Source organism: Pseudarthrobacter sp. J47, assembly GCF_049810315.1.
Taxonomy (GTDB): Bacteria; Actinomycetota; Actinomycetes; order Actinomycetales; family Micrococcaceae; genus Arthrobacter.
The window spans coordinates 3,240,266-3,258,434 of sequence record NZ_CP187358.1; the positions used below are offsets into that span (position 1 = coordinate 3,240,266).

Here is an 18,169-nt window from a genome sequence, read left to right on the forward strand (position 1 = left end):
ACGCGCCCGCTACTCTGCCACGGCGGCGGTGATCAGGGCCTTCAGGGTTCCGGTCTGGATTTCGCCGAGCACGCGCGAGGCCACCCGGCCCTGCTTGTCCAACACCAGGGTGGTGGGCACGGCGCCCGGCGGCACCATGCCGGAGACGGCCAGGAGCACCGAGCCGTCCTTGTCATCAAAGCTGGGGTACGTCACGTTGAACGACTTCTCGAAGGCCTCGGCCGTGGCCTTTTCATCACGCAGGTTCACGCCCAGGAACTGCACGCCCTGGTCCTTGAACTCCTGGTGCAACGCCTCGAGCTGGGGAGCCTCCACACGGCACGGGGCGCAGGCGGCGAACCAGAAGTTCAGCACCGTCACCTGGCCCTGCAGATCGGAGGGGGCAACGGTGGTGCCCGTGAACAATTTGCCGTTGATTTCGACGGCGGGAGCCCGGTCCGCTGCGGCGAATTCCGTGACGGACCCATCGCCTGCCACGTAGTTCTTGTTGTCCCCCGCCTTGGCCTGCTGGGCCAGGGCGTCTTCCTGGGCGCAACCGGAGAGGCCCATGGTCAGGACGGCCAGGGCGGCGCCGCCGGCGGCCAGGACAGCGCGACGGGACGCGATGGTGGGCGCCTTCGCAGGCCCGTTGGCGGCTCCGTTGCTGGCCCCGTTAAAGGGGAACTTATTGTTGCTCATGTCAGGCTCCCGGAGTGGTGGACGCACCGGGCAGGAGTGCGGCAGCAGGCTCGTGGTACTCAACGCGCAGAAGGGAGCCATCGGCGTCGAACACCAGGGAGGTGACCGAGGTCAGCGTGCACTCGCGCTTGCGGGGATCGTGCCAGAGCGGGCGGCCTTCGGCATTGAGCCGGGTTGCCCAGATAGGAAGCTGGTGGCTGACCAGGATGGCTTCGGCACCACGCTCTTCGAAGTCGGCGCCGGCCAGCTCGGTGGCACGGAGGCGGGCATCGTGGACGGCGGCCATCACCCGGGCGGCCTGGGCCTTGTAGGGTTCCCCCCAGGACGGCCGGAGCGGGTTGATGAAGTGCTGCCAGTGGCGGGGCTTGCGGAGCTCTGCCTTGGTGACCTTGAGTCCCTCGAAGTGGTTTTCCGCCTCGATGATGCGCTCTTCGGTGGTGATCTCCAGGTTCAGCGCCTGCGCGGTGGGCAGCGCCGTCTCCTGCGCACGCGTCAGGGGCGACGCAGCAAGGTAGACGATGTTGGCGCCTTGGGCGGCGCGCTCCGCGAAGTAGTCGGCGGCCGTCTGGGCCATTTGCCGGCCCAGCTCCGAAAGGTGGAACTCCGGGAGCCTGCCGTAGAGAATCCCTTGGGGATTATGGACCTCTCCATGGCGGAGCAGATGAACCGTGGATTGGGGCATGTCTACCAGTTTCTCAAAGATGTGGGGCGATCCGAAATCTTCTACCGGAAGTAGAACTCGACGCCGGACGGAGTAGTTCCCGTGGTGTTCGAAAAAAGTTTGAAAAAAGTTGGCCACAAGGGGAACAAAACATGCATTTGCATGTTTATACTGGATGCAGCAGTTAGTTGAGGCTTCAACAGATGAGGGTTCAACCAACGATCAGACGCTCTCATCCTGAGCCCGCCACTATATGAAGGAGCACCACCATGGCACTTCCCACCGACATCACCACCGGCACCTGGGTCCTCGACAACTCGCACAGCGAGATCGGCTTCACGGTCCGCCACGCGGGCATCAGCAAGGTCCGCGGCCAGTTCAAGGAAGCCGAGGCCACCCTGGACCTCGCCCCGAACGTCACCGACTCCGCCATCAACGCCACCATCAAGACCGCCAGCTTCGACTCCGGCGACGTCAACCGCGACGGCCACGTCCGCGGCGAGGACTTCTTCGACGTGGAGAAGTTCCCGGAAATCTCCTTCGTCTCCACCGGCCTCGTTGACAACGGCGACGGCTACGAGCTGAACGGCGACCTCACCATCAAGGGCGTCACCCGTCCCGTCACCCTGGAAACCGAGTTCAACGGCGTGGCCGTTGACCCGTTCGGCGCCACCCGCGCCGGCGTCACCGCCCAGACCACCATCAGCCGCAAGGACTTCGGCCTGACCTGGAACGCCGTCCTCGAGACCGGCGGCCTGCTGGTCAGCGACAAGGTCGGCATCAACCTCGAACTGGCTTTCATCGCCCCCGCAGCCTAGTTCCCCGCTGGTGATCGAGCCTCTCGAGATTAGGTTTCGACAGGCTCAACCACCGGATATGAACCGCCTGTCGTCGGACATTAATGTTCGACGGCGGGCGGTTTGCTTTGTTTTCACCACCATTTCGCTGCCAACTCATGGATAACCCGCCAGGGCAGGCCTACAGTGAGAGCCATGAGCAACCAGAGCGGTTCTCCGCAGCCCGATCCTGCCGGCCAGACCCCGGTCCCTCCCACTCCCCCGGCCGGCAACCAGCCGCCGCCCGGGTACCAGCCGCCGCCCGGGTACCAGCCGCCGCCCGCTTCCGGGTACCCCGGCCAGTCCCAGCCGTACGGACAGCCTGAAGGGCAGCCGGGCTACGGGTTCCAGATGCCGGCCGACGCGCCACGCAGCTTCAACGAAGTGATGCCCAAGGGCGGCTTCTCGGGCATCTTCAGCGTGGCCGGAATGCCAACGGAACTAAAGGTCTCCTACTGGATCTGGGTGATTACGGGCCTCCTGGGCCTCCTCCTCGGCGTCGTCGGTTTCTTCCTTTCCCTCGTAGCCCTGGCTGCACTGCCCGCCATAGGAGTGGTGGTCCTGCTGCTGGTGCTGGTTTCCCTGGCGCTTTCTGCAGCACAGATCGTCCTTGCCATGAAGATGAAGGAAGGCAAGGCCTGGGCCCGAATGGCCCTTACCGCGGTAGTCGCCGTGACGTTGCTGATCTCGGTGCTCAACAGTGGGCTCACCGACGACGGCGGCGGCAACTGGTTCAGCTTCGTGATTGGCGTGGTGGCGGCAGTCCTGATGTGGCTGCCTAACTCCCAGCGCTGGTTTTCCCAGCTCAGCCCCGGATCCCGCTGAATTTCATTCCTTTGAATGATCCTCCCGGCCGCTGCCGGGAGGTACGGTGGAATTAGCCATGCTGGGGGCACGGCACGCCTGGTTACTGCAGGCATTCCGGCTTCGAGTTCCCGGCTTTTCGATGTTCATCCGACACACGAAGGAACGCTCATGAGCACCCCTCCCGTCCAGCCGCCTCAAGGTAACGATCCTGAGAACGCTCCGCAGCCTGGCCAGAACCAGCCCAAGTACGGCGAGAACGTTCCGCAGTATGGCCAAAATGCTCCCCAGTACGGGCAGCAGTCACCGCCGCCGCCGCAGTACGGCCAGAACGCGCCCCAGTACGGCGAGCAGCCGCCGCAGTATGGCCAGAACGCACCACAGTATGGGCAGAATGGGCAGCCGTACGGCCAGCAGCCCGGTTATGGCCAGCAGGCTCCCTATGGCCAGCCTGCCGCCCCGTTCGGTTACCCTTCGGAGCAGCCCCAGCCGGCAGGGCCCGGCGGCGTTCCCCAGATGGTCAACATCTCTTTCTGGCTGATCATCGCTGCCGGTGTGATCAGCGTGATATCCATGCTGATCGCCCTGGCCAGCATCGATACCCCGGCGGTACGCGGAATGATCGAGGACCAGCTGCAGGCCAGCGGGGCGGACATTCCCTGGTCAGATATCCGCGGCGTAATGACCGGCACCCTGGTGGTCTTCGCCATCATCGCCGCTGCGCTTTATGCCCTGGTTGCCTTCAATGTCCGCAAGGGCAAGAACTGGGCACGGATCCTGGGAACGGTGCTGGCTGCCTTCTCGGTCTTCAGCCTGTTCCCGATCAGCCTCACCAGCCTGGCTTCCTTGATGGGAATCGTGGCGATCGTCCTGCTCTACCTGCCGCAGTCGGCCCCGTACTTCCGCAAGGCACTGCCGTTCTCCAACCCCTACGGCCAGCCCGGAAATCCGTACGGCCGCTAGGCCCCGGAAGCCAGCAAGGCTGAACCAAGACGAACCACTCCGCGGACGCAGCCCGCGGGCCCTGCAGCTCAGACTGTGCGGCCCGGGGTCTGCGTCCGTTGTGCGTGGTAGGCAAGGATCTGCAGTTCGGTGGCCATATCCACCTTGCGCATATTAACGCCATCCGGAACCTGAAGGACCACGGGAGCGAAGCTCAGGATGCTCTTCACACCGGCAGCCACCACCCGGTTGCAGACGGCCTGGGCAACTGTGGCAGGCAACGCGAGAACCACCATGTTGGCTCCCGTGCGTTCCAGGACCGACTCCAGGTCCTGGACATCGCTGACCCGCAACCAGCCCACCTCATTGCCCACCACCATCTGGTCGGCGTCGAAAATGGCCACCACGTCAAAGCCGCGGGATTCAAAGCCGCCGTACCTGGCCAGTGCCTTGCCCAGGTTACCGGCGCCAACAATGGCAACTTTCCAGTCGTGGGTGAGGCCAAGGGCCGCTGCGATATGCCTGCTGAGGTACTGGACTTCATAGCCCACACCGCGGGTGCCGTAGGAGCCAACGTGGGAAAGGTCCTTGCGCAGCGTGGACGAACTCACCCCGGAGGCCTCGGCCAGGGATTCTGAGGAGACAGTCTCAGTGCCTTCGGCCAACAGCGAATTCAGGGCGCGCAGGTACAGTGTCAGGCGGGCCACCGCTGCCGGTGGAATCTGCTTGGCGGCAGTCCCGCCATCACCTTCGAGTGAAGGCGGTGTTGATTCCAGGGAGGTCACTGTCTGCTCCGTTGAGTCGCGTTGTGTCTACACTCTAGAGCCCTGAAGCGGACGCCAACAAAGTGGACACCCGGACTGGTAGCTGTTCGTTACGCTGCGAGGATCCGACGCAGCAGCCGCTCCAGGCGATTTTCGTCAATCGTCCAGAAATCCCGCTGCACGCCGTCCACCAGCAGCACAGGGATCTCTTCCGCGTACCGCTCCTGCAACTCGGGCTGCTGGTCAACCAACTGTTCCGACCATCCCACTCCCAGCCCTGAAGTTACGCGTTCGACGGCGGCACGCGCCGCAGTGCACAGGTGGCAGTCTGACTTGGTCAGCAGTACCACTTCCGGATTCGCCATACTTTAAAGGTAGTCGCGCCCGCCGCCGCCCGCCGCACCCCGCCGTACAGTGCTTGTTTTCCCGGGGCTGGCCACGGTCCGGGGTGCCGCCGGCGGGCGCAGCGGCCCCGATTGGCTAGACTCAAGGCATGCCCGAGGAGAAATACGTTGCCGTCGCCACGCGCCCGGCCCCTCCATCTCCCCGCGGCGAAGCGGCTTTCTTCGACGTAGACAACACGCTGATGAAGGGCGCCAGCCTGTTCCACGTGGCCCGGAAGATGTACCAGCGGAAAGCCTTTACGCTGCGCCAGGCCAGCGGCTTCGCCTGGAAGCAGTTCAAATTTGTGATGCGTGGCGAAAACCTCAGCGACGTCCATGCAGTCCGCGACTCCGCCCTGGTCCTGGCCGCGGGGATCACCGTGGCGGACATCAAGGCGCTGGGCGAAGAGGTCTACGACGAGATGATTGCCTCGCGGATCTGGCCCGGAACGAAAGCCCTGGCCGAACAGCACCTGCGCGTAGGCCGCCGGGTCTGGCTGGTCACGGCCACGCCCATTGAGGTTGCCACAGTCATTTCCACCCGGCTAGGCCTGACCGGCGCACTGGGCACTGTGGGCGAAGTCGAAGAGGGCGCCTATACGGGCCGGTTGGTGGGCGACATCCTGCACGGCTCGGCGAAAGCCAGCGCCGTACAGGCCATGGCCGAAGCCGAGGGACTGAACCTGAAGCGGTGCTGGGCCTACAGCGATTCCTACAATGACATCCCGCTGCTCACCCTGGTTGGCCATCCGGTGGCCATCAATCCCGACGCCCGGCTGCGCAAGCACGCCCGGGACCACAACTGGCCCGTGTACGATTTCCGTTCCGGACGCCGCGCGGCAACCCTGGGCCTGAAAGCGGCCACAGTGGGCGGCGCGGTCTACGGGCTGTGGAAGGGCTTCGCCAGGATCCGCGGCCGGTAGCCCTCGCACCGGCCCACCACCCCTGCCCCCGCCCGAGGGAGGACGCAAAAATGCCCGCTGCCTGACGGCAACGGGCATTCAGCGCAAACGAAGTAGATCTACTTCTTGTTGCGGCGCTGGTGACGGGTCTTACGAAGCAGCTTGCGGTGCTTCTTCTTGGCCATACGCTTGCGACGCTTCTTAATAACTGAACCCACGAAAGTTCCTCACAAACTAGATGTACCTGTCTGATGGAAAGTGTTCGTGGACAAGCTACGAACGGAAACAACCGACAGATTCTTACAATGACGTAAAACGTTCCTTAACAGGGTACCGCTAATCAGGGGCACCTCCTGACCGCGGGATCAGGCGGTGTCTGACCGGCCTTCCACCACGGCACCTTTGAGGTACTGCTCAACGGCGTTCTCCGGGACCCGGAAGGAACGGCCAAAGCGCACGGCAGGCATCTCCCCTGAGTGGACCAGGCGGTACACGGTCATCTTGGATACGCGCATAACCTCGGCCACCTCGGCCACGGTCAGGAACTTCACGTTGGAGAAGTTCTGATCTGCGGACATTCCATATTCCTTTGCTCCCGGCGGTGTTCGGCGATCCGTTTGTACGGCGCGTCATCACCGGGCCTTTGAACAACCATGTGCTAGATACTCTAGAGGCTCAAGGTGCCAATGTGAAAGTGCTTTTGGCTATTCAGCCGGCCAGCTGGGCGGACAGTGCTTCGCGGCGTTTCCGGGAGGAAGCCGCCAGCTGCTCCAGCACGGAAACCGTGACGTCCCATTCCATGCAGGCGTCCGTCACACTCTGCCCGTACACCAGGTCATCGCGTCCGGCGGCGTGCTCGGCAACATCAAGGTTCTGTGCGCCGCCCACCAGGAAGCTCTCCAGCATGACGCCGCCGATTGCGCCTGCCGCCGGACCGCCGTCTTCGAGGATGGCGCCGATTTCCAAGGCAACCTCGGCCTGGCGGTGGTGGCTCTTGCCGCTGTTGGCGTGGCTGGCGTCAACGATGAGCCGCGGGTTGAGCTGCTTGCCTTCCAGTCGCTCCGAGGCGGCCTCGACGTCGGCCGCAGAGTAGTTCGGGCCCTTGCGTCCGCCACGGAGGATCACGTGCGTGTCCGGGTTGCCGGCGGTGGCCACGTGCGCTGCGCGGCCCTGGTCGTCAATGCCGAGGAAGGCCTGCGGGGCGGAGGCGGCACCGCAGGCGTCGATCGCAACCTGGAGATCGCCGTCGGTCCCGTTCTTGAATCCGATGGGCATGGACAGCCCGGAGGCAAGCTGGCGGTGGATCTGGCTTTCGGTGGTCCGGGCGCCGATTGCACCCCAGGAGACCAGGTCCGCCATGAACTGCGGGCTGATCGGTTCCAGGAACTCGGTGGCGGCGGGCAGGCCCAGCGCCGTGACGTCCTGCAGGAACTTCCGCGCGGTGCGCAGGCCGGTGACCATGTCGTGGCTGCCGTCCAGGCGGGGATCGTTGATCAGGCCCTTCCAGCCCACCGTGGTGCGCGGCTTTTCGAAGTAGGTCCGCATGACGATCAGGAGCTCAGAGCCGTGCTGCTGCGCCAGGGCTGCCAGCCTGCGCGCGTAGTCAAGGCCTGCTGCGGGGTCATGGATGGAGCACGGGCCAACAATAACCAGCAGCCTGTCATCAACACCGTCCATGATGGCCCGGACCTGGTCGCGGCCGCGCTCCACAACACCGGCCAGCCGCTCATCAAGCGGGAGTTCGGTCATCAGTTCATGGGGCGTGGGGAGGGCTGCGAAGTGGTTGACGCGCAGGTTCGACGTCGAGTTCGTGGCGGTGGCAGCTGCTGCGGGGGTCATGAGGGGTCCTGTTCCGGGATGGGAGCGGGCCCTTGATCAGAACCCGCCGTAGATATGGCGAAGGGCAGAGAATGATCTCTGCCCTGTTGGCTCTGAAGGAAGTTGGGTGCGTGTCAGTTAGACGCGGGCTCCTCCAGAGCCAACGAAAAATACGCATACCAACGGTTAGTCATAGCCACACAATAGCTGCCCGTTGCCGTGGCGGCAAAATGGCGTCCACAACCGGGACACGCGGCGTCACGAAGATGTCAGGCCGGGGGTTGGGAATCACGGGACAGGGTTGCCACCAGCTCAGCATGCCTTTGGTCAGTCAGCCGGTACCAGCACATGATCCCGACGGCGGCCAGCACCAGTGCGGCAGGCAACAGGCCGGCGGCTGCACGGATGGCGAGGGTGGCGGCGTCGGACTGTACTTCCGTACCTGACTCATACCCGCCCCAGGCCAGCGAAAAGGCCACCACCGCCGCGCCGAAGCCCATGCCAAGCTTCCTGGTGGCTGCCAGCAGCGCGTAGTTGATGCCCTGGACCCGGACGCCCGTTTTCCACTCGCCGTACTCCACAGTGTCGGCGATGAGAGCCCAGGTCAGGATGCTGACAGTCGCCGAGGCCAACAGCCCCATCACCAGGCCGGCCAGCCCAAGCAGCGGCAGCTCCGACGGTGCCGTAAAAGTCAGCAGCCCGCCCGCTGCTCCGAGCGCTCCGCCTGCGCTGTAGACGGCCCGCTTGCCCCACCGCGCCACCGGCCGCTGGATGAAAACGGCCAGGGTCAGGGTGATCGCCACCTGCGCAGCGGCCATAACGGGGAACAGGTCCACCCGGGAGAGGACGTCCCGGAGGTAGTAGAACTGGGAGGCGCCCGTGGCACTTGTGCCGGTGACGAAGAGCACCGAACTGACGCACAGGATCACCAGGGGCGAGTTTGCCTTCAGCGCCGCCACGCTTTGGCTGAGCGTGATCTTGGGGATGCTGCTGGGAACCTGCTCACGGCAGACCGTGCCGCAGAACATGTAGAGCGCTGACCCCACCACGGCAAAGGACAGCGTCAGCCAGGTAAAGATCTGCTGCATGTCTTGGCCTGCGCCCAGCAGCGGTGCGACAAAGAAGCCCAGGCTTGCGCCCACGGACAGCCCACCAATGGTGCGTGCCCCTCCCAGCCGCGCGCGTTGCTTTGCGTCCTGGGTCATGGCCCCCACCAGGCATCCGTAGGGGACATTAACCAGGCTGTAGGCGATACACACCAGGCCGTCGGTGCAATACGCATAGAGCAGTTTCAGGCCCGGATCCGCGTCCGGAACGTGGAAGGCAGCCGCACTCAGCACCAGCGGAACGAAGCCGAACATCAGGAACGGGCGGAATTTACCCCATCTTTTGCTGTACACGCGGTCCACCAGGCGGCCGGCGGCGATGTCCGCAAAGGCGTTGAAAACGCGTGCCGCCAGCAGCAGCGTCCCCGCCGCCGCCGCGCCAATGCCTGCGACGTCCGTGTAGTAGACCAGCAGGAACATGTTGCCCGTGCTGATGATCATGCTGTTCGCGGCGTCGCCGGCACCGTAGCCCACAACGCTGAGCCTGCTGAGTTTCTTCATTGCTCCTCATTCCGGCGATCCTGAGAAACCGCTTTCTCACAACCGGTATGAGTAACTTACCCCAGGATCTTGCGCAGAAACACCAACTGCCGGATCCATTGGTGTTCCTGACCGCCTTCATGGTTGTTGAAGCGGTAAACCTCGATGTCCTTGGCCGGGATCCCGCCGGTTGGGGCGGTGCCTGGAATTCCGGTTCCATAGGCGTTGAAGCTGGCAAACACCGTCGACGGCGGGCAGATGTCATCCATCTGCGCGGCCGAGTACAGCGCCGGCGCGGTGGCCCATCTGCCCAGGTTGACGCCGTCGAAATAGTTCAACACCTGCAGGATCGCCTCATAGCGGTCCCGGTGTCTGGCCAGGAATCCGGCGATCTCCGGATACGGTCCGCGCGGGGTGATGTCGATGGCGCGGGGAAAGTCCTGCAGGAACGGGACGTCGGGAAGTGCCGCCACCACGCCGTCGAGCCTTCCGGCCACCAGCCCCGCAGCAGCCACCACAATGCCGCCGCCCTGGCTGATGCCGTGCAGCACCACTTTGGAAGGATCGACGGCGGGGTGGGACTGCGCTGCTTCGATCGCCCGGAACGCGTCCACGTAGACGCGGCGGTAGTAGTAGTCGTCCTGGTGGCCCACTCCCCTGGTCATCAGGCCCGCAAAAGCGACATCGCCGGCGGAAGAATGCGGGTCCGGCGTGGCACCGCTGGTCCCGCCGTAGCCCTGCCCGCGCGTGTCCATGATGAAGTGCGCGTAGCCGGCCTGGGCCCACTTGGTCTCCTGGTTGACCAATCCCCTGCCGCCGGAATAACCCACGTATTGCACCACCACGGGCAGTTCCGCGCCTGAATCGCGCCCGGCCGGCAGGTGCAGCCAGCCTTTGACGGGCGCGCCGCCAAATCCGGCGAACGTGACGTCGAAGGTGTCGATCACGGCAAGGTAATTTTCCACCGGCTCGAACGTGGCCGCCAGCGGAAATTCCCGGGCCTCGGCAATGGTCCGGTCCCAGAATTCCTTGAACCCCGACGGCGGCGCCACCGGGGAGGTGTAGTCGCGGAGCTTTTCCAGGGGCAGGTCAAAAAGGGGCATGGCTTCCGTTCCTGTTACGACGAAGGCGTGGGTGTTCGTGCGGTGCTGGGACTCAGTCTGCCAGCGCCGCGTGCCCGGGCACAGCGGGCGCCACGGGGCGTAATAGCAGCGGTTCCGCTGGCCTGATCAACCGCCGCAGTTCACGCAGGTTCCCGTTCACGTGCCCGGCGGCACGCGCCTGGATCAGCACGTTCCCCAGCGCGGTTGCCTCCACCGGGCCGGCGATCACCGTCTTGCCCGTCGCCTCTGCCGTGAGCTGGCACAGCAGCCGGTTCTGGGATCCACCGCCCACCACATGCACCACCTCTACGGTGCTACCGAACAGCCGTTCAGCGTCGGAAATGGTCCTGGCGTATCCGGCGGCGAGGCTGTCCATAATGCACCGTGTGATGGCGGCAGGATCGTCGGCCAGCTCCCCGCCGGACGCGCGAACAGCAGCGCGGATGCGTTCCGGCATCCCGTCCGGGGCGATGAACGCCGGATCGTCGGCGTTGACCTGGGGACCGCCCGCTGGAAGCGCTGCTGCGTCTTCCAGCAGCTCAGGGAGCGGCACCTCTTCACCGTGCCGGGCCGCCCATTCACGTTGGCATTCGCTCAGCAGCCACAGCCCGCCCACGTTGCGCAGGTAGCGGATGGTGCCGTCCACTCCGCGCTCGTTGGTGAAATTGGCTTGCCGGCTGGCCTCAGTCAGCACCGGGTGGCGAAGTTCCACGCCAACCAGGGACCAGGTGCCGGACGAAATGTAGGCGAAGTTTTCTGTTTCCGCGGGGACCGCCGCCACAGCCGAGGCGGTGTCATGTGAGCCCACGGCCACAACGGCTGTTTGCGGCGCCAGGCCGGTCTTTTCAGCGATCCCAGGCAGGATAGTGCCCACCGTTTCGCCCGGCTGGATCAGCGGCGGGAACAGGTCCTCCCGCAGGCCCAGCGCGGTAAAGAACTCGCTGGCCCACTCCCCCGCGACGGCGTCGAACAACCCGGTGGTGGAGGCATTGGTGGCCTCCGTCCGGCGTTGTCCCGTCAGGAGGAAGGCGATCAGGTCAGGGATGAGCAGGGCCTGGACGCCGTCGAGGTCCTGCTCAGTGGCCAGCTGGTAGATGGTGTTGAACTGCAGGAACTGCAGGCCCGTGGTGGCGTAGAGGCGTTCCGGATCGAGGACCGAATGGACGCGTTCGACGGCGGATGCGCTGCGGCCGTCCCTGTAGCTGAAGGGCTGGGCTACGAGTTCGCCCGCCTTATTGACCAGGCCATAGTCCACCGCCCAGGTGTCGATGCCGATGCTGGCGATGCTCTCCCCGGCTTCCGCGGCGGTTTCCGCTGCCGTGGCCAGGCCCTTGAGCACCTCCGCAAACAGTGAGTCGAAATCCCAGCGCAGCCCGCCGTCGAGCTCCACCACGCCGTTGGGGAAACGGTGGACCACCTGCAGATCAACTGCCGGGCCGCCGTCGTCCGTGTCCTTTTTATGGCCCTTAACCCGGCCCAGGATGACACGGCCTGACGATGCACCGATGTCGACGGCGGCAAACACCCTGCCGCCGTCGACACCGGCACCGGTGGTGCTCACCGCAGGAAAGCGGCTGCGACGCCGGCGTCCACCGGGATGTGCAGGCCCGTGGTGTGGGACAGTTCGTTGCTGGTGAGGACGGCGGCGGCGTTGGCCACGTGCTCGGGCAGGACCTCGCGCTTGAGGAGGGTCCGCTGTGCGTAGTACTCGCCCAGTTTCTCTTCATCAACGCCGTACACAGCGGCGCGCTTGGCACCCCAGCCGCCGGCGAAGATTCCGGAACCGCGGACCACGCCGTCGGGGTTGATGCCGTTGACGCGGATGCCGTGCTCGCCCAACTCGGCTGCCAGCAGGCGGACCTGATGGGCCTGGTCTGCCTTCGTGGCCGAGTAGGCAATGTTGTTCGGCCCGGCGAACACCGAGTTCTTCGAGGAGATGTAGATGATGTCCCCGCCCAGGCCCTGCGCGATCATGGCCTTCGCGGCGGCCTTGGCCACCAGGAACGAGCCCTTGGCCATGACGTTGTGCTGCAGGTCCCAGTCCTTCTCAGTGGTCTCCAGCAGCGGCTTGGAGATGGACAGGCCGGCGTTGTTGACCACCAGGTCCAGGCCACCGAACGCCAGCACGGCGGCGTCAATGGCGGCGGCGACCTGGTCTTCATCCGTCACGTCGGCCTGGACACCGATGGCAACGTCCGGTCCGCCGAGTTCTTCGGCGACCTTTTGCGCATTCTCCAGGTTCAGGTCCGCGATCACCACGCACGAGCCTTCCGCGGCGAGCCGTGTGGCAATGGCCTTGCCGATGCCGGACGCCGCGCCCGTCACCAGGGCAATGCGGGTGGCGTGGGACTTGGGCTTGGGCATGCGGGCGAGCTTGGCTTCCTCCAGCGCCCAGTACTCGATCCGGAACTTCTCCGATTCCTCGATCGGGGCATAGGTGGAGATGGCCTCGGCGCCGCGCATCACGTTGATCGCGTTGATGTAGAACTCGCCGGCCACACGCGCGGTCTGCTTGTCCTTGCCGTAGCTGAACATGCCGACGCCGGGAACCAGCACAATTGCCGGATCGGCGCCGCGCATGGCGGGGCTGCTTTCGTCCGCGTGCCTGTCGTAGTACGCCTGGTAGTCCTTGCGGTATTCGGCGTGCAGTTCGTGCAGCCGGGCGATCGAGTCCTGGATGGAGGCGTCCGCAGGCAGGTCCAGGACCAGGGGCTTGACCTTGGTGCGCAGGAAGTGGTCCGGGCAGGATGTGCCCAGGGCGCCCAGGCGGGGGTGCTCCGCGGACTCCAGGAACTCCAGCACGCGGGGGTCGTCGGTGAAGTGGCCTACCTGCGGCTTGTCAGCAGAAGCCAGGCCACGGATTACCGGGGCCAGCGCGGCGGCCTTGGCCAGGCGCTCCGGTTCAGGCAACGCGCCGTAGCCGGGGAGCTTTGCACCGAAGGGCTCGGCCTTGCCGTTCTCCGCGATGAAGTTTTCGGCCTGCTCGATGATCCACAGCGAGTTGGCCTCTGATTCCTCGCTGGTCCCACCCCAGGCAGTAATGCCGTGCCCGCCCAGGATGGTGCCGATCGCCTGCGGGTTGGCTTCCTTGATGGCCGCAATGTCCAGCCCCAACTGGAAGCCGGGACGGCGCCACGGCACCCAGACGACCTTCTCGCCGAAAATCTGCTTGGTGAGGGCTTCGCCGTCAACAGCTGTTGCAATCGCAATACCGGAATCCGGGTGCAGGTGGTCCACATGTGCAGCGTCCACCAGCCCGTGCATGGCGGTATCGATCGACGGCGCTGCGCCGCCCTTGCCGTGCAGGCAGTAATCGAAGGCGGCCACCATTTCGTCTTCACGTTCGACGCCGGGGTAAACGCCCTTGAGCGCGTTAAGCCGGTCCAGGCGGAGCACCGCCAGGTTCTGCGCCTTCAGGGTGCCGAGGTCTCCACCGGAACCTTTGACCCAGAGCAGCTGGACGTCCTCACCCGTGACCGGGTCCTTCTCCGTACCCTTGGCCGAGGTGTTGCCGCCGGCGAAATTCGTGTTCCGCTTGTCCGCGCCGAGGCGGTTGGACCGGGAAATCAGCTCTTCAACAGTGTTGTTAGCAGTGTTCTGAATGTTCATGGCTATTTATGCGCCCCATCCGGCCTGGTGACCGCCCACGCGGTCTTCGTTGATCATCTTCTGGTAGCCGCTGGACTTGAAAGCGGCCATCGGGTCCGCGGGCAGGCCGCGGGATTCGCGCCACTGCGCCAAGGCGGGGCGGACGTCGGTGTAGAACGCGTCGTTGAAAATACCGTTGGCGGCCAGGACGTCCCCGGCACGCTGGGCTTCTTCCAGCGCCGCGGTGTCCACCAGCAATGCCCGGGCGGTCATTTCCTGGACATTCAGCACGGAGCGGATCTGGCCCGGAATCTTTTCTTCCAGGTTGTGGCACTGGTCCAGCATCAGGGCCACGCCGGAGTCCTTGCCGAACCCGCCGCCCCGGATGACCTCATACATAATGCGGAAGAGCTGGAACGGATCGGCGGCACCCACAATAAGGTCGTCGTCGGCGTAGAAACGCGAGTTGAAGTCGAAGGAACCCAGCTTGCCCAGGCGCAGGAGCTGCATCACGATGAACTCGATGTTGGTGCCCGGCGCGTGGTGGCCGGTGTCCAGGCAGACGAACGCCTTCTCGCCCAGGGCAAGCGTCTGGGCGTAGGACGTGCCCCAGTCCGGCACGTCCGTGTGGTAAAAAGCCGGCTCGAAGAACTTGTACTCCAGGACCAGCCGGTGCTCATCACCCAACGCGGCATAGATCTCCTGCAGGGACTCCGCCAGGCGGTCCTGGCGGCCGCGCAGGTCATCCTGGCCCGGGTAATTGGTGCCGTCCGCCAGCCAGATCTTCAGGTCCTTTGACCCTGTGGCGTTCATGATCTCAATGCAGTCCAGGTGGTGTTCGATCGCGCGGCGGCGCACAGCCGCGTTGGAAGAAGTCAGCGAACCGAACTTGTACTCATCGTCCTGGAAGGTGTTCGAGTTGATGGTTCCCAGGCCAACGCCCAAGCCCGCGGCATACTCCCGCAGGGCGGCGTAGTCCTCCACCTTGTCCCACGGGATATGCAGCGCAACCGTGGGGGCCAGGCCGGTCAGCTCGTGGACCTTCGCCGCATCCGCCAGCTTCTCCTGGACGGTCCGGGGCGTACCGGGCGTACCGAACACCTTGAACCGGGTTCCTGAATTCCCATACGCCCACGAGGGCACCTCGATCGCGAGTCCTTCAAGTCTTGCCAGCGCCGTTGCTACGTCATTCATTGTGTGGGTTCTTTCCGGGTTCTGGGGTTAGTCTGTGCTGCTGAAATGCTGTGCTGGGAAATGCTGTGTTGCTGGAGTTCCGCCTAGCCTGCGGCGGCCAGCTGGTCCTCAAGGTTGAAGACTTCTTCGAGGACCTGGAAACCTTCGTCCGGCGCCTGCGCCGTGTCCGCAAAGAGCTTTGCCATTTCCGCCTGCCACCGGGCGTTGACTTCCGTCAGCGCCATCCGGGCACGGACCGCGTCAAAGTCATCGCATTCGACGTAGCCCACCAGCAGGCCGTCATCTGCGAGGAAGAGCGAGTAATTGTTCCAGCCGGCAGCCTTGAGCTCCCGAAGCATCTCCGGCCACACTTCTGCGTGCCGACGGCGGTACTCCGGAATCAGTGCCGGGTTTACCGTGGAGCGGAAACACACGCGCATCTGCGGCTCACCTGAACTTTCCATTCTTTGAATCGTTTCATTGTTACGATTCAAAGTACTCTTGAATTCGAGCAGGTGTCAAGCACTGCCGCCGTCTTGCCCTTACCGGAAAAGAAACGTGGCATTGCAGGCAGTTAACGGTGGAGGACCATGAGTCGCACAGCAAGTATCAAGGACGTAGCCAACCATGCCGGCGTAGCCGTGGGCACTGTTTCCAACGTGCTCAACTACCCGGACCGGGTGTCTGAACGGACCAAGGTGCGCGTCCTCCAGGCCATCGATGACCTGGGCTTCGTCCGCAATGACGCGGCACGCCAGCTGCGGGCCGGGCAGAGCCGGACCATCGGCCTGATTGTGCTGGACGTGGGAAACCCCTTCTTCACCTCAGTTGTCCGGTCCGCGGAGGATGCTGCCGCGCTGAGCGGAAGCGCCGTACTCCTGGGCGACAGCGGACACAATGCCGAACGGGAATCCCATTACATAGACCTCTTCCAGGAGCAGCGGGTCCAAGGCCTGCTGATCTCCCCGGTGGGCGATGTCATCGACAGGCTGGACCAGCTCCGCGAGCGCGGAGTTCCCACGGTGCTGGTGGACCGTCGCGCCGATGAGTCACGATTCAGTTCTGTTTCAGTGGATGACGACGCCGGAGGGTACCTGGCTGCGCGGCACCTGTTGGACATTGGCCGCCGTCGTCTGGCATTTGTGGGCGGCCCCCTCACCATCCACCAGGTGGCGGACCGCCTCGAGGGCGCCCGGCGCGCGGTGGCCGAAGTACCGGAGGCAACCCTGGAGATCCTGGAAGCAGCAGGGCAGTCCGTCCTTGCCGGGCGCACAGTGGGGAACAGCCTGGTGGAACGGGGCGACGGCGGCCTGCCGGACGGAATCTTCTGCGCGAACGATCTCCTGGCCCTTGGCGTGATGCAGTCCCTGACCATGATGCACACGGTTCGGATTCCTGAGGACACCGCGCTGATCGGTTATGACGACATCGACTTCGCCGTTTCCGCCGTCGTTCCCCTCTCCTCGATCCGGCAGCCCACCGAGGCCCTGGGCCGTACAGCGATTGAGCTGCTGGTCGAGGAAAACAACGGCAACGTGGGCGAACACAAGCACCGGTCGGTGGTCTTCACGCCCGAACTGGTGGTCAGGCAAAGCACCGTCAAGGGCTAGGAGCCCGGTTGAGGGGCCGGATCATCGGCGCGCCGGGCTCCCGATACTGACTTCGCCGCTCTCCAGGTTTCCGGTCAGGCACTCAGCGATGCGGCGGGCGTCTTCTTCCCCTGCAGACTTTTGCAGTTTGATACCCAGGTGCGTGGAAGGCAGGTCCAGGGTCTGGATCGCCTCGTCAATGGCGGCGTCCTTGAGGCAAGGTTCTATGCGGCTCTCATCGCCGCGGGGCCCGGAGACGAAGACATGCCAGCGGTCCGACGACCCCGGAGTTGGCTCGGGTTGCTGCCGTTGGGCTCCGCAGCCACCCAAAACGAGCGGAACCATTACGGTTGCAACGATCCGCAGCAGCTTCGTGGCCTTCACGTCGCCTCATAAGGGGTCCGCAGCAGGGAAATCCCCCACTCGGGGTTGCTCAGCGTGATGCCGGAGTCCGTCTCGGCAACCTGGAGGGGCTTTTTGAGGTAACCCGCCATGCGTTCCTGTTCCATGTCCCACGGAAAACTGCAGTTTTCCACAACACTCTCCAGCGTTGATGGATCGGGGGTGACGGTCCCGCCGTCGATATCCACTTCCACGGCGTAGGACGCACAAGGGATCCGGACCGTCATAATCCGGTCGGACTCTACGCCGGCGAATCTGATGGCGTAAGTGCCGGAGTCCGCTCCGGGACCAGTCCGGACAGAGGACGGGGTCATCGCGCCGGATGTGAAGTACTGGCAGAGCAAGGGATCGGCCCCCTTCAGAACCTCCCCGCCTTCTGCCAGGCAATCATCCTGGCTGTCCATTGCGGGGGCCGCCGGCACAGGCGGAACCGGTGCCGGGGATGTACCCGGCGATAGCCCCCCGGTCATTGACGGCGCAGCGGCAACCTGCGGGGCCTGGCCGCAGGCGGCAGTGAGCAGGAGCAGCGGAAACACCACGGCCACCACGGCTGAAGGAACCACGCGATGAGCCATACCCCCGGATGCAGCCATGGTCCGAAGACTACGTCTTGACGGCGGCTGTGGCTACAGCCTGACCCGGGCACAGCTCTCCCTGCCACTACCCATGGACGTGCGTTCCGTCTTGTGAGAATATTCGGCAGGTGCTGGGGAACCGATGAAATCCCCCGAAGAGGGGGATTCGTGGGTCATGTCATGGTTGGATCAGGTCGCCGAACAAAAAGTGCGCCGTTTAAGTACACACTGAAGAGGTACGTGGCGGTGGTGGCGTGCGCCCTGTCCGTGGCCTTGGTGGGGACCGGAAGCGCGCTCGCAGCTCCTCTTCCGTCACCTGCCCCAAGCCCCAGCGTCACCTCGGGACCGCCCGCCATCCCGGATTC

Annotated in this window: 20 protein-coding genes; 5 read left to right on the top strand and 15 right to left on the bottom strand. The window is 64.6% G+C overall.

Features of this window, described 5'->3' with window-relative positions:
* Window positions 1–9: 9 nt before the first annotated feature.
* Entirely contained in the window at window positions 10–549 is a 540-nt protein-coding gene (locus ACPJW8_RS14885; protein WP_330187479.1) for a TlpA disulfide reductase family protein, read from the bottom strand.
* Between the two features lie 130 nt (window positions 550–679).
* Entirely contained in the window at window positions 680–1,360 is a 681-nt protein-coding gene (locus tag ACPJW8_RS14890) for a histidine phosphatase family protein (RefSeq protein ID WP_330187223.1), read from the bottom strand.
* 248 nt (window positions 1,361–1,608) lie between these two features.
* Between ACPJW8_RS14890 and ACPJW8_RS14895 the strand changes: the two genes are divergently transcribed.
* The 3 genes from ACPJW8_RS14895 (at window position 1,609) to ACPJW8_RS14905 (ending at window position 3,942) form a co-directional block, all read left to right on the top strand.
* On the top strand, window positions 1,609–2,157 hold the full coding sequence (locus ACPJW8_RS14895) for a YceI family protein (protein WP_330187222.1): 549 nt from the start codon (window positions 1,609–1,611) through the stop codon (window positions 2,155–2,157).
* Window positions 2,158–2,331: 174 nt separating this feature from the next.
* A complete protein-coding gene (locus ACPJW8_RS14900; protein WP_330187221.1) occupies window positions 2,332–3,000 on the top strand; it encodes a hypothetical protein in 669 nt (222 codons plus the stop codon).
* 150 nt (window positions 3,001–3,150) lie between these two features.
* Complete coding sequence (locus ACPJW8_RS14905; protein WP_330187220.1) at window positions 3,151–3,942, top strand: hypothetical protein; 792 nt, start codon at window positions 3,151–3,153, stop codon at window positions 3,940–3,942.
* A gap of 68 nt (window positions 3,943–4,010) precedes the next feature.
* Here ACPJW8_RS14905 and ACPJW8_RS14910 read toward each other — a convergent pair whose 3' ends face one another.
* Window positions 4,011–4,706, bottom strand: a complete 696-nt coding sequence (locus ACPJW8_RS14910; protein ID WP_330187219.1) for a redox-sensing transcriptional repressor Rex — start codon at window positions 4,704–4,706, stop codon at window positions 4,011–4,013.
* An 89-nt stretch (window positions 4,707–4,795) separates the two neighbouring features.
* On the bottom strand, window positions 4,796–5,050 hold the full coding sequence (locus ACPJW8_RS14915; protein ID WP_330187218.1) for a glutaredoxin family protein: 255 nt from the start codon (window positions 5,048–5,050) through the stop codon (window positions 4,796–4,798).
* A 128-nt stretch (window positions 5,051–5,178) separates the two neighbouring features.
* On the opposite strand from ACPJW8_RS14915, the gene ACPJW8_RS14920 reads away from it, so the two are divergent.
* Window positions 5,179–5,991 (top strand): HAD-IB family hydrolase, encoded by an 813-nt coding sequence (locus tag ACPJW8_RS14920; RefSeq protein ID WP_330187217.1) that lies wholly within the window; start codon window positions 5,179–5,181, stop codon window positions 5,989–5,991.
* Between the two features lie 98 nt (window positions 5,992–6,089).
* Here the strand turns inward: ACPJW8_RS14920 and ACPJW8_RS14925 are convergent, their stop codons facing one another.
* From ACPJW8_RS14925 to ACPJW8_RS14965, 9 genes are all read right to left on the bottom strand, one after another.
* Entirely contained in the window at window positions 6,090–6,188 is a 99-nt protein-coding gene (locus ACPJW8_RS14925; RefSeq protein ID WP_003792170.1) for a 30S ribosomal protein bS22, read from the bottom strand.
* A gap of 147 nt (window positions 6,189–6,335) precedes the next feature.
* Window positions 6,336–6,548 carry a helix-turn-helix domain-containing protein gene (locus tag ACPJW8_RS14930; RefSeq protein WP_330187216.1) on the bottom strand — a complete coding sequence of 71 codons (213 nt, stop codon included), beginning with the start codon at window positions 6,546–6,548 and terminating at the stop codon, window positions 6,336–6,338.
* A gap of 130 nt (window positions 6,549–6,678) precedes the next feature.
* The gene (locus ACPJW8_RS14935) at window positions 6,679–7,809 is read right to left on the bottom strand and encodes a 3-deoxy-7-phosphoheptulonate synthase (protein WP_330187215.1); all 1,131 of its coding nucleotides are present in this window, start codon (window positions 7,807–7,809) and stop codon (window positions 6,679–6,681) included.
* A gap of 248 nt (window positions 7,810–8,057) precedes the next feature.
* Complete coding sequence (locus tag ACPJW8_RS14940; RefSeq protein ID WP_330187214.1) at window positions 8,058–9,395, bottom strand: glycoside-pentoside-hexuronide (GPH):cation symporter; 1,338 nt, start codon at window positions 9,393–9,395, stop codon at window positions 8,058–8,060.
* Between the two features lie 56 nt (window positions 9,396–9,451).
* On the bottom strand, window positions 9,452–10,477 hold the full coding sequence (locus ACPJW8_RS14945; RefSeq protein ID WP_330187213.1) for an acetylxylan esterase: 1,026 nt from the start codon (window positions 10,475–10,477) through the stop codon (window positions 9,452–9,454).
* Between the two features lie 52 nt (window positions 10,478–10,529).
* Window positions 10,530–12,038 carry a rhamnulokinase family protein gene (locus ACPJW8_RS14950; RefSeq protein WP_330187212.1) on the bottom strand — a complete coding sequence of 503 codons (1,509 nt, stop codon included), beginning with the start codon at window positions 12,036–12,038 and terminating at the stop codon, window positions 10,530–10,532.
* A complete protein-coding gene (locus tag ACPJW8_RS14955) occupies window positions 12,035–14,086 on the bottom strand; it encodes a bifunctional aldolase/short-chain dehydrogenase (RefSeq protein WP_330187211.1) in 2,052 nt (683 codons plus the stop codon). The genes ACPJW8_RS14950 and ACPJW8_RS14955 overlap by 4 nt, the downstream gene beginning before the upstream one ends.
* A gap of 6 nt (window positions 14,087–14,092) precedes the next feature.
* Window positions 14,093–15,259, bottom strand: a complete 1,167-nt coding sequence (gene rhaI, locus ACPJW8_RS14960) for an L-rhamnose isomerase (protein WP_330187210.1) — start codon at window positions 15,257–15,259, stop codon at window positions 14,093–14,095.
* Window positions 15,260–15,342: 83 nt separating this feature from the next.
* A complete protein-coding gene (locus ACPJW8_RS14965; RefSeq protein WP_330187478.1) occupies window positions 15,343–15,678 on the bottom strand; it encodes an L-rhamnose mutarotase in 336 nt (111 codons plus the stop codon).
* 150 nt (window positions 15,679–15,828) lie between these two features.
* Here ACPJW8_RS14965 and ACPJW8_RS14970 point away from each other — a divergent pair, with 150 nt between their 5' ends.
* Window positions 15,829–16,848: a LacI family DNA-binding transcriptional regulator gene (locus ACPJW8_RS14970; protein WP_330187209.1), complete on the top strand. Its 1,020-nt coding sequence runs from the start codon at window positions 15,829–15,831 to the stop codon at window positions 16,846–16,848.
* A 21-nt stretch (window positions 16,849–16,869) separates the two neighbouring features.
* Here the strand turns inward: ACPJW8_RS14970 and ACPJW8_RS14975 are convergent, their stop codons facing one another.
* The gene (locus tag ACPJW8_RS14975; RefSeq protein WP_330187208.1) at window positions 16,870–17,211 is read right to left on the bottom strand and encodes a hypothetical protein; all 342 of its coding nucleotides are present in this window, start codon (window positions 17,209–17,211) and stop codon (window positions 16,870–16,872) included.
* Window positions 17,208–17,822, bottom strand: coding sequence for a hypothetical protein (locus ACPJW8_RS14980; protein WP_330187207.1), 615 nt, complete (start codon window positions 17,820–17,822; stop codon window positions 17,208–17,210). The genes ACPJW8_RS14975 and ACPJW8_RS14980 overlap by 4 nt, the downstream gene beginning before the upstream one ends.
* Between the last annotated feature and the right edge of the window lie 347 nt (window positions 17,823–18,169).

What these genes read in the sequence shown, in the direction of transcription:
- ACPJW8_RS14900 (WP_330187221.1), top strand. Translation starts at nt 2,332, where the DNA reads ATGAGCAACCAGAGCGGTTCTCCGCAGCCCGATCCTGCCGGCCAGACC.
- ACPJW8_RS14920 (WP_330187217.1), top strand. Translation starts at nt 5,179, where the DNA reads ATGCCCGAGGAGAAATACGTTGCCGTCGCCACGCGCCCGGCCCCTCCA.
- ACPJW8_RS14970 (WP_330187209.1), top strand. Translation starts at nt 15,829, where the DNA reads ATGAGTCGCACAGCAAGTATCAAGGACGTAGCCAACCATGCCGGCGTA.
- ACPJW8_RS14930 (WP_330187216.1), bottom strand. Translation starts at nt 6,548, where the DNA reads ATGTCCGCAGATCAGAACTTCTCCAACGTGAAGTTCCTGACCGTGGCC.
- ACPJW8_RS14935 (WP_330187215.1), bottom strand. Translation starts at nt 7,809, where the DNA reads ATGACCCCCGCAGCAGCTGCCACCGCCACGAACTCGACGTCGAACCTG.
- ACPJW8_RS14980 (WP_330187207.1), bottom strand. Translation starts at nt 17,822, where the DNA reads ATGGCTGCATCCGGGGGTATGGCTCATCGCGTGGTTCCTTCAGCCGTG.
- ACPJW8_RS14940 (WP_330187214.1), bottom strand. Translation starts at nt 9,395, where the DNA reads ATGAAGAAACTCAGCAGGCTCAGCGTTGTGGGCTACGGTGCCGGCGAC.
- ACPJW8_RS14890 (WP_330187223.1), bottom strand. Translation starts at nt 1,360, where the DNA reads ATGCCCCAATCCACGGTTCATCTGCTCCGCCATGGAGAGGTCCATAAT.
- ACPJW8_RS14885 (WP_330187479.1), bottom strand. Translation starts at nt 549, where the DNA reads ATGGGCCTCTCCGGTTGCGCCCAGGAAGACGCCCTGGCCCAGCAGGCC.
- ACPJW8_RS14955 (WP_330187211.1), bottom strand. Translation starts at nt 14,086, where the DNA reads ATGAACATTCAGAACACTGCTAACAACACTGTTGAAGAGCTGATTTCC.
- ACPJW8_RS14945 (WP_330187213.1), bottom strand. Translation starts at nt 10,477, where the DNA reads ATGCCCCTTTTTGACCTGCCCCTGGAAAAGCTCCGCGACTACACCTCC.
- ACPJW8_RS14895 (WP_330187222.1), top strand. Translation starts at nt 1,609, where the DNA reads ATGGCACTTCCCACCGACATCACCACCGGCACCTGGGTCCTCGACAAC.
- rhaI (WP_330187210.1), bottom strand. Translation starts at nt 15,259, where the DNA reads ATGAATGACGTAGCAACGGCGCTGGCAAGACTTGAAGGACTCGCGATC.
- ACPJW8_RS14965 (WP_330187478.1), bottom strand. Translation starts at nt 15,678, where the DNA reads ATGCGCGTGTGTTTCCGCTCCACGGTAAACCCGGCACTGATTCCGGAG.
- ACPJW8_RS14915 (WP_330187218.1), bottom strand. Translation starts at nt 5,050, where the DNA reads ATGGCGAATCCGGAAGTGGTACTGCTGACCAAGTCAGACTGCCACCTG.
- ACPJW8_RS14905 (WP_330187220.1), top strand. Translation starts at nt 3,151, where the DNA reads ATGAGCACCCCTCCCGTCCAGCCGCCTCAAGGTAACGATCCTGAGAAC.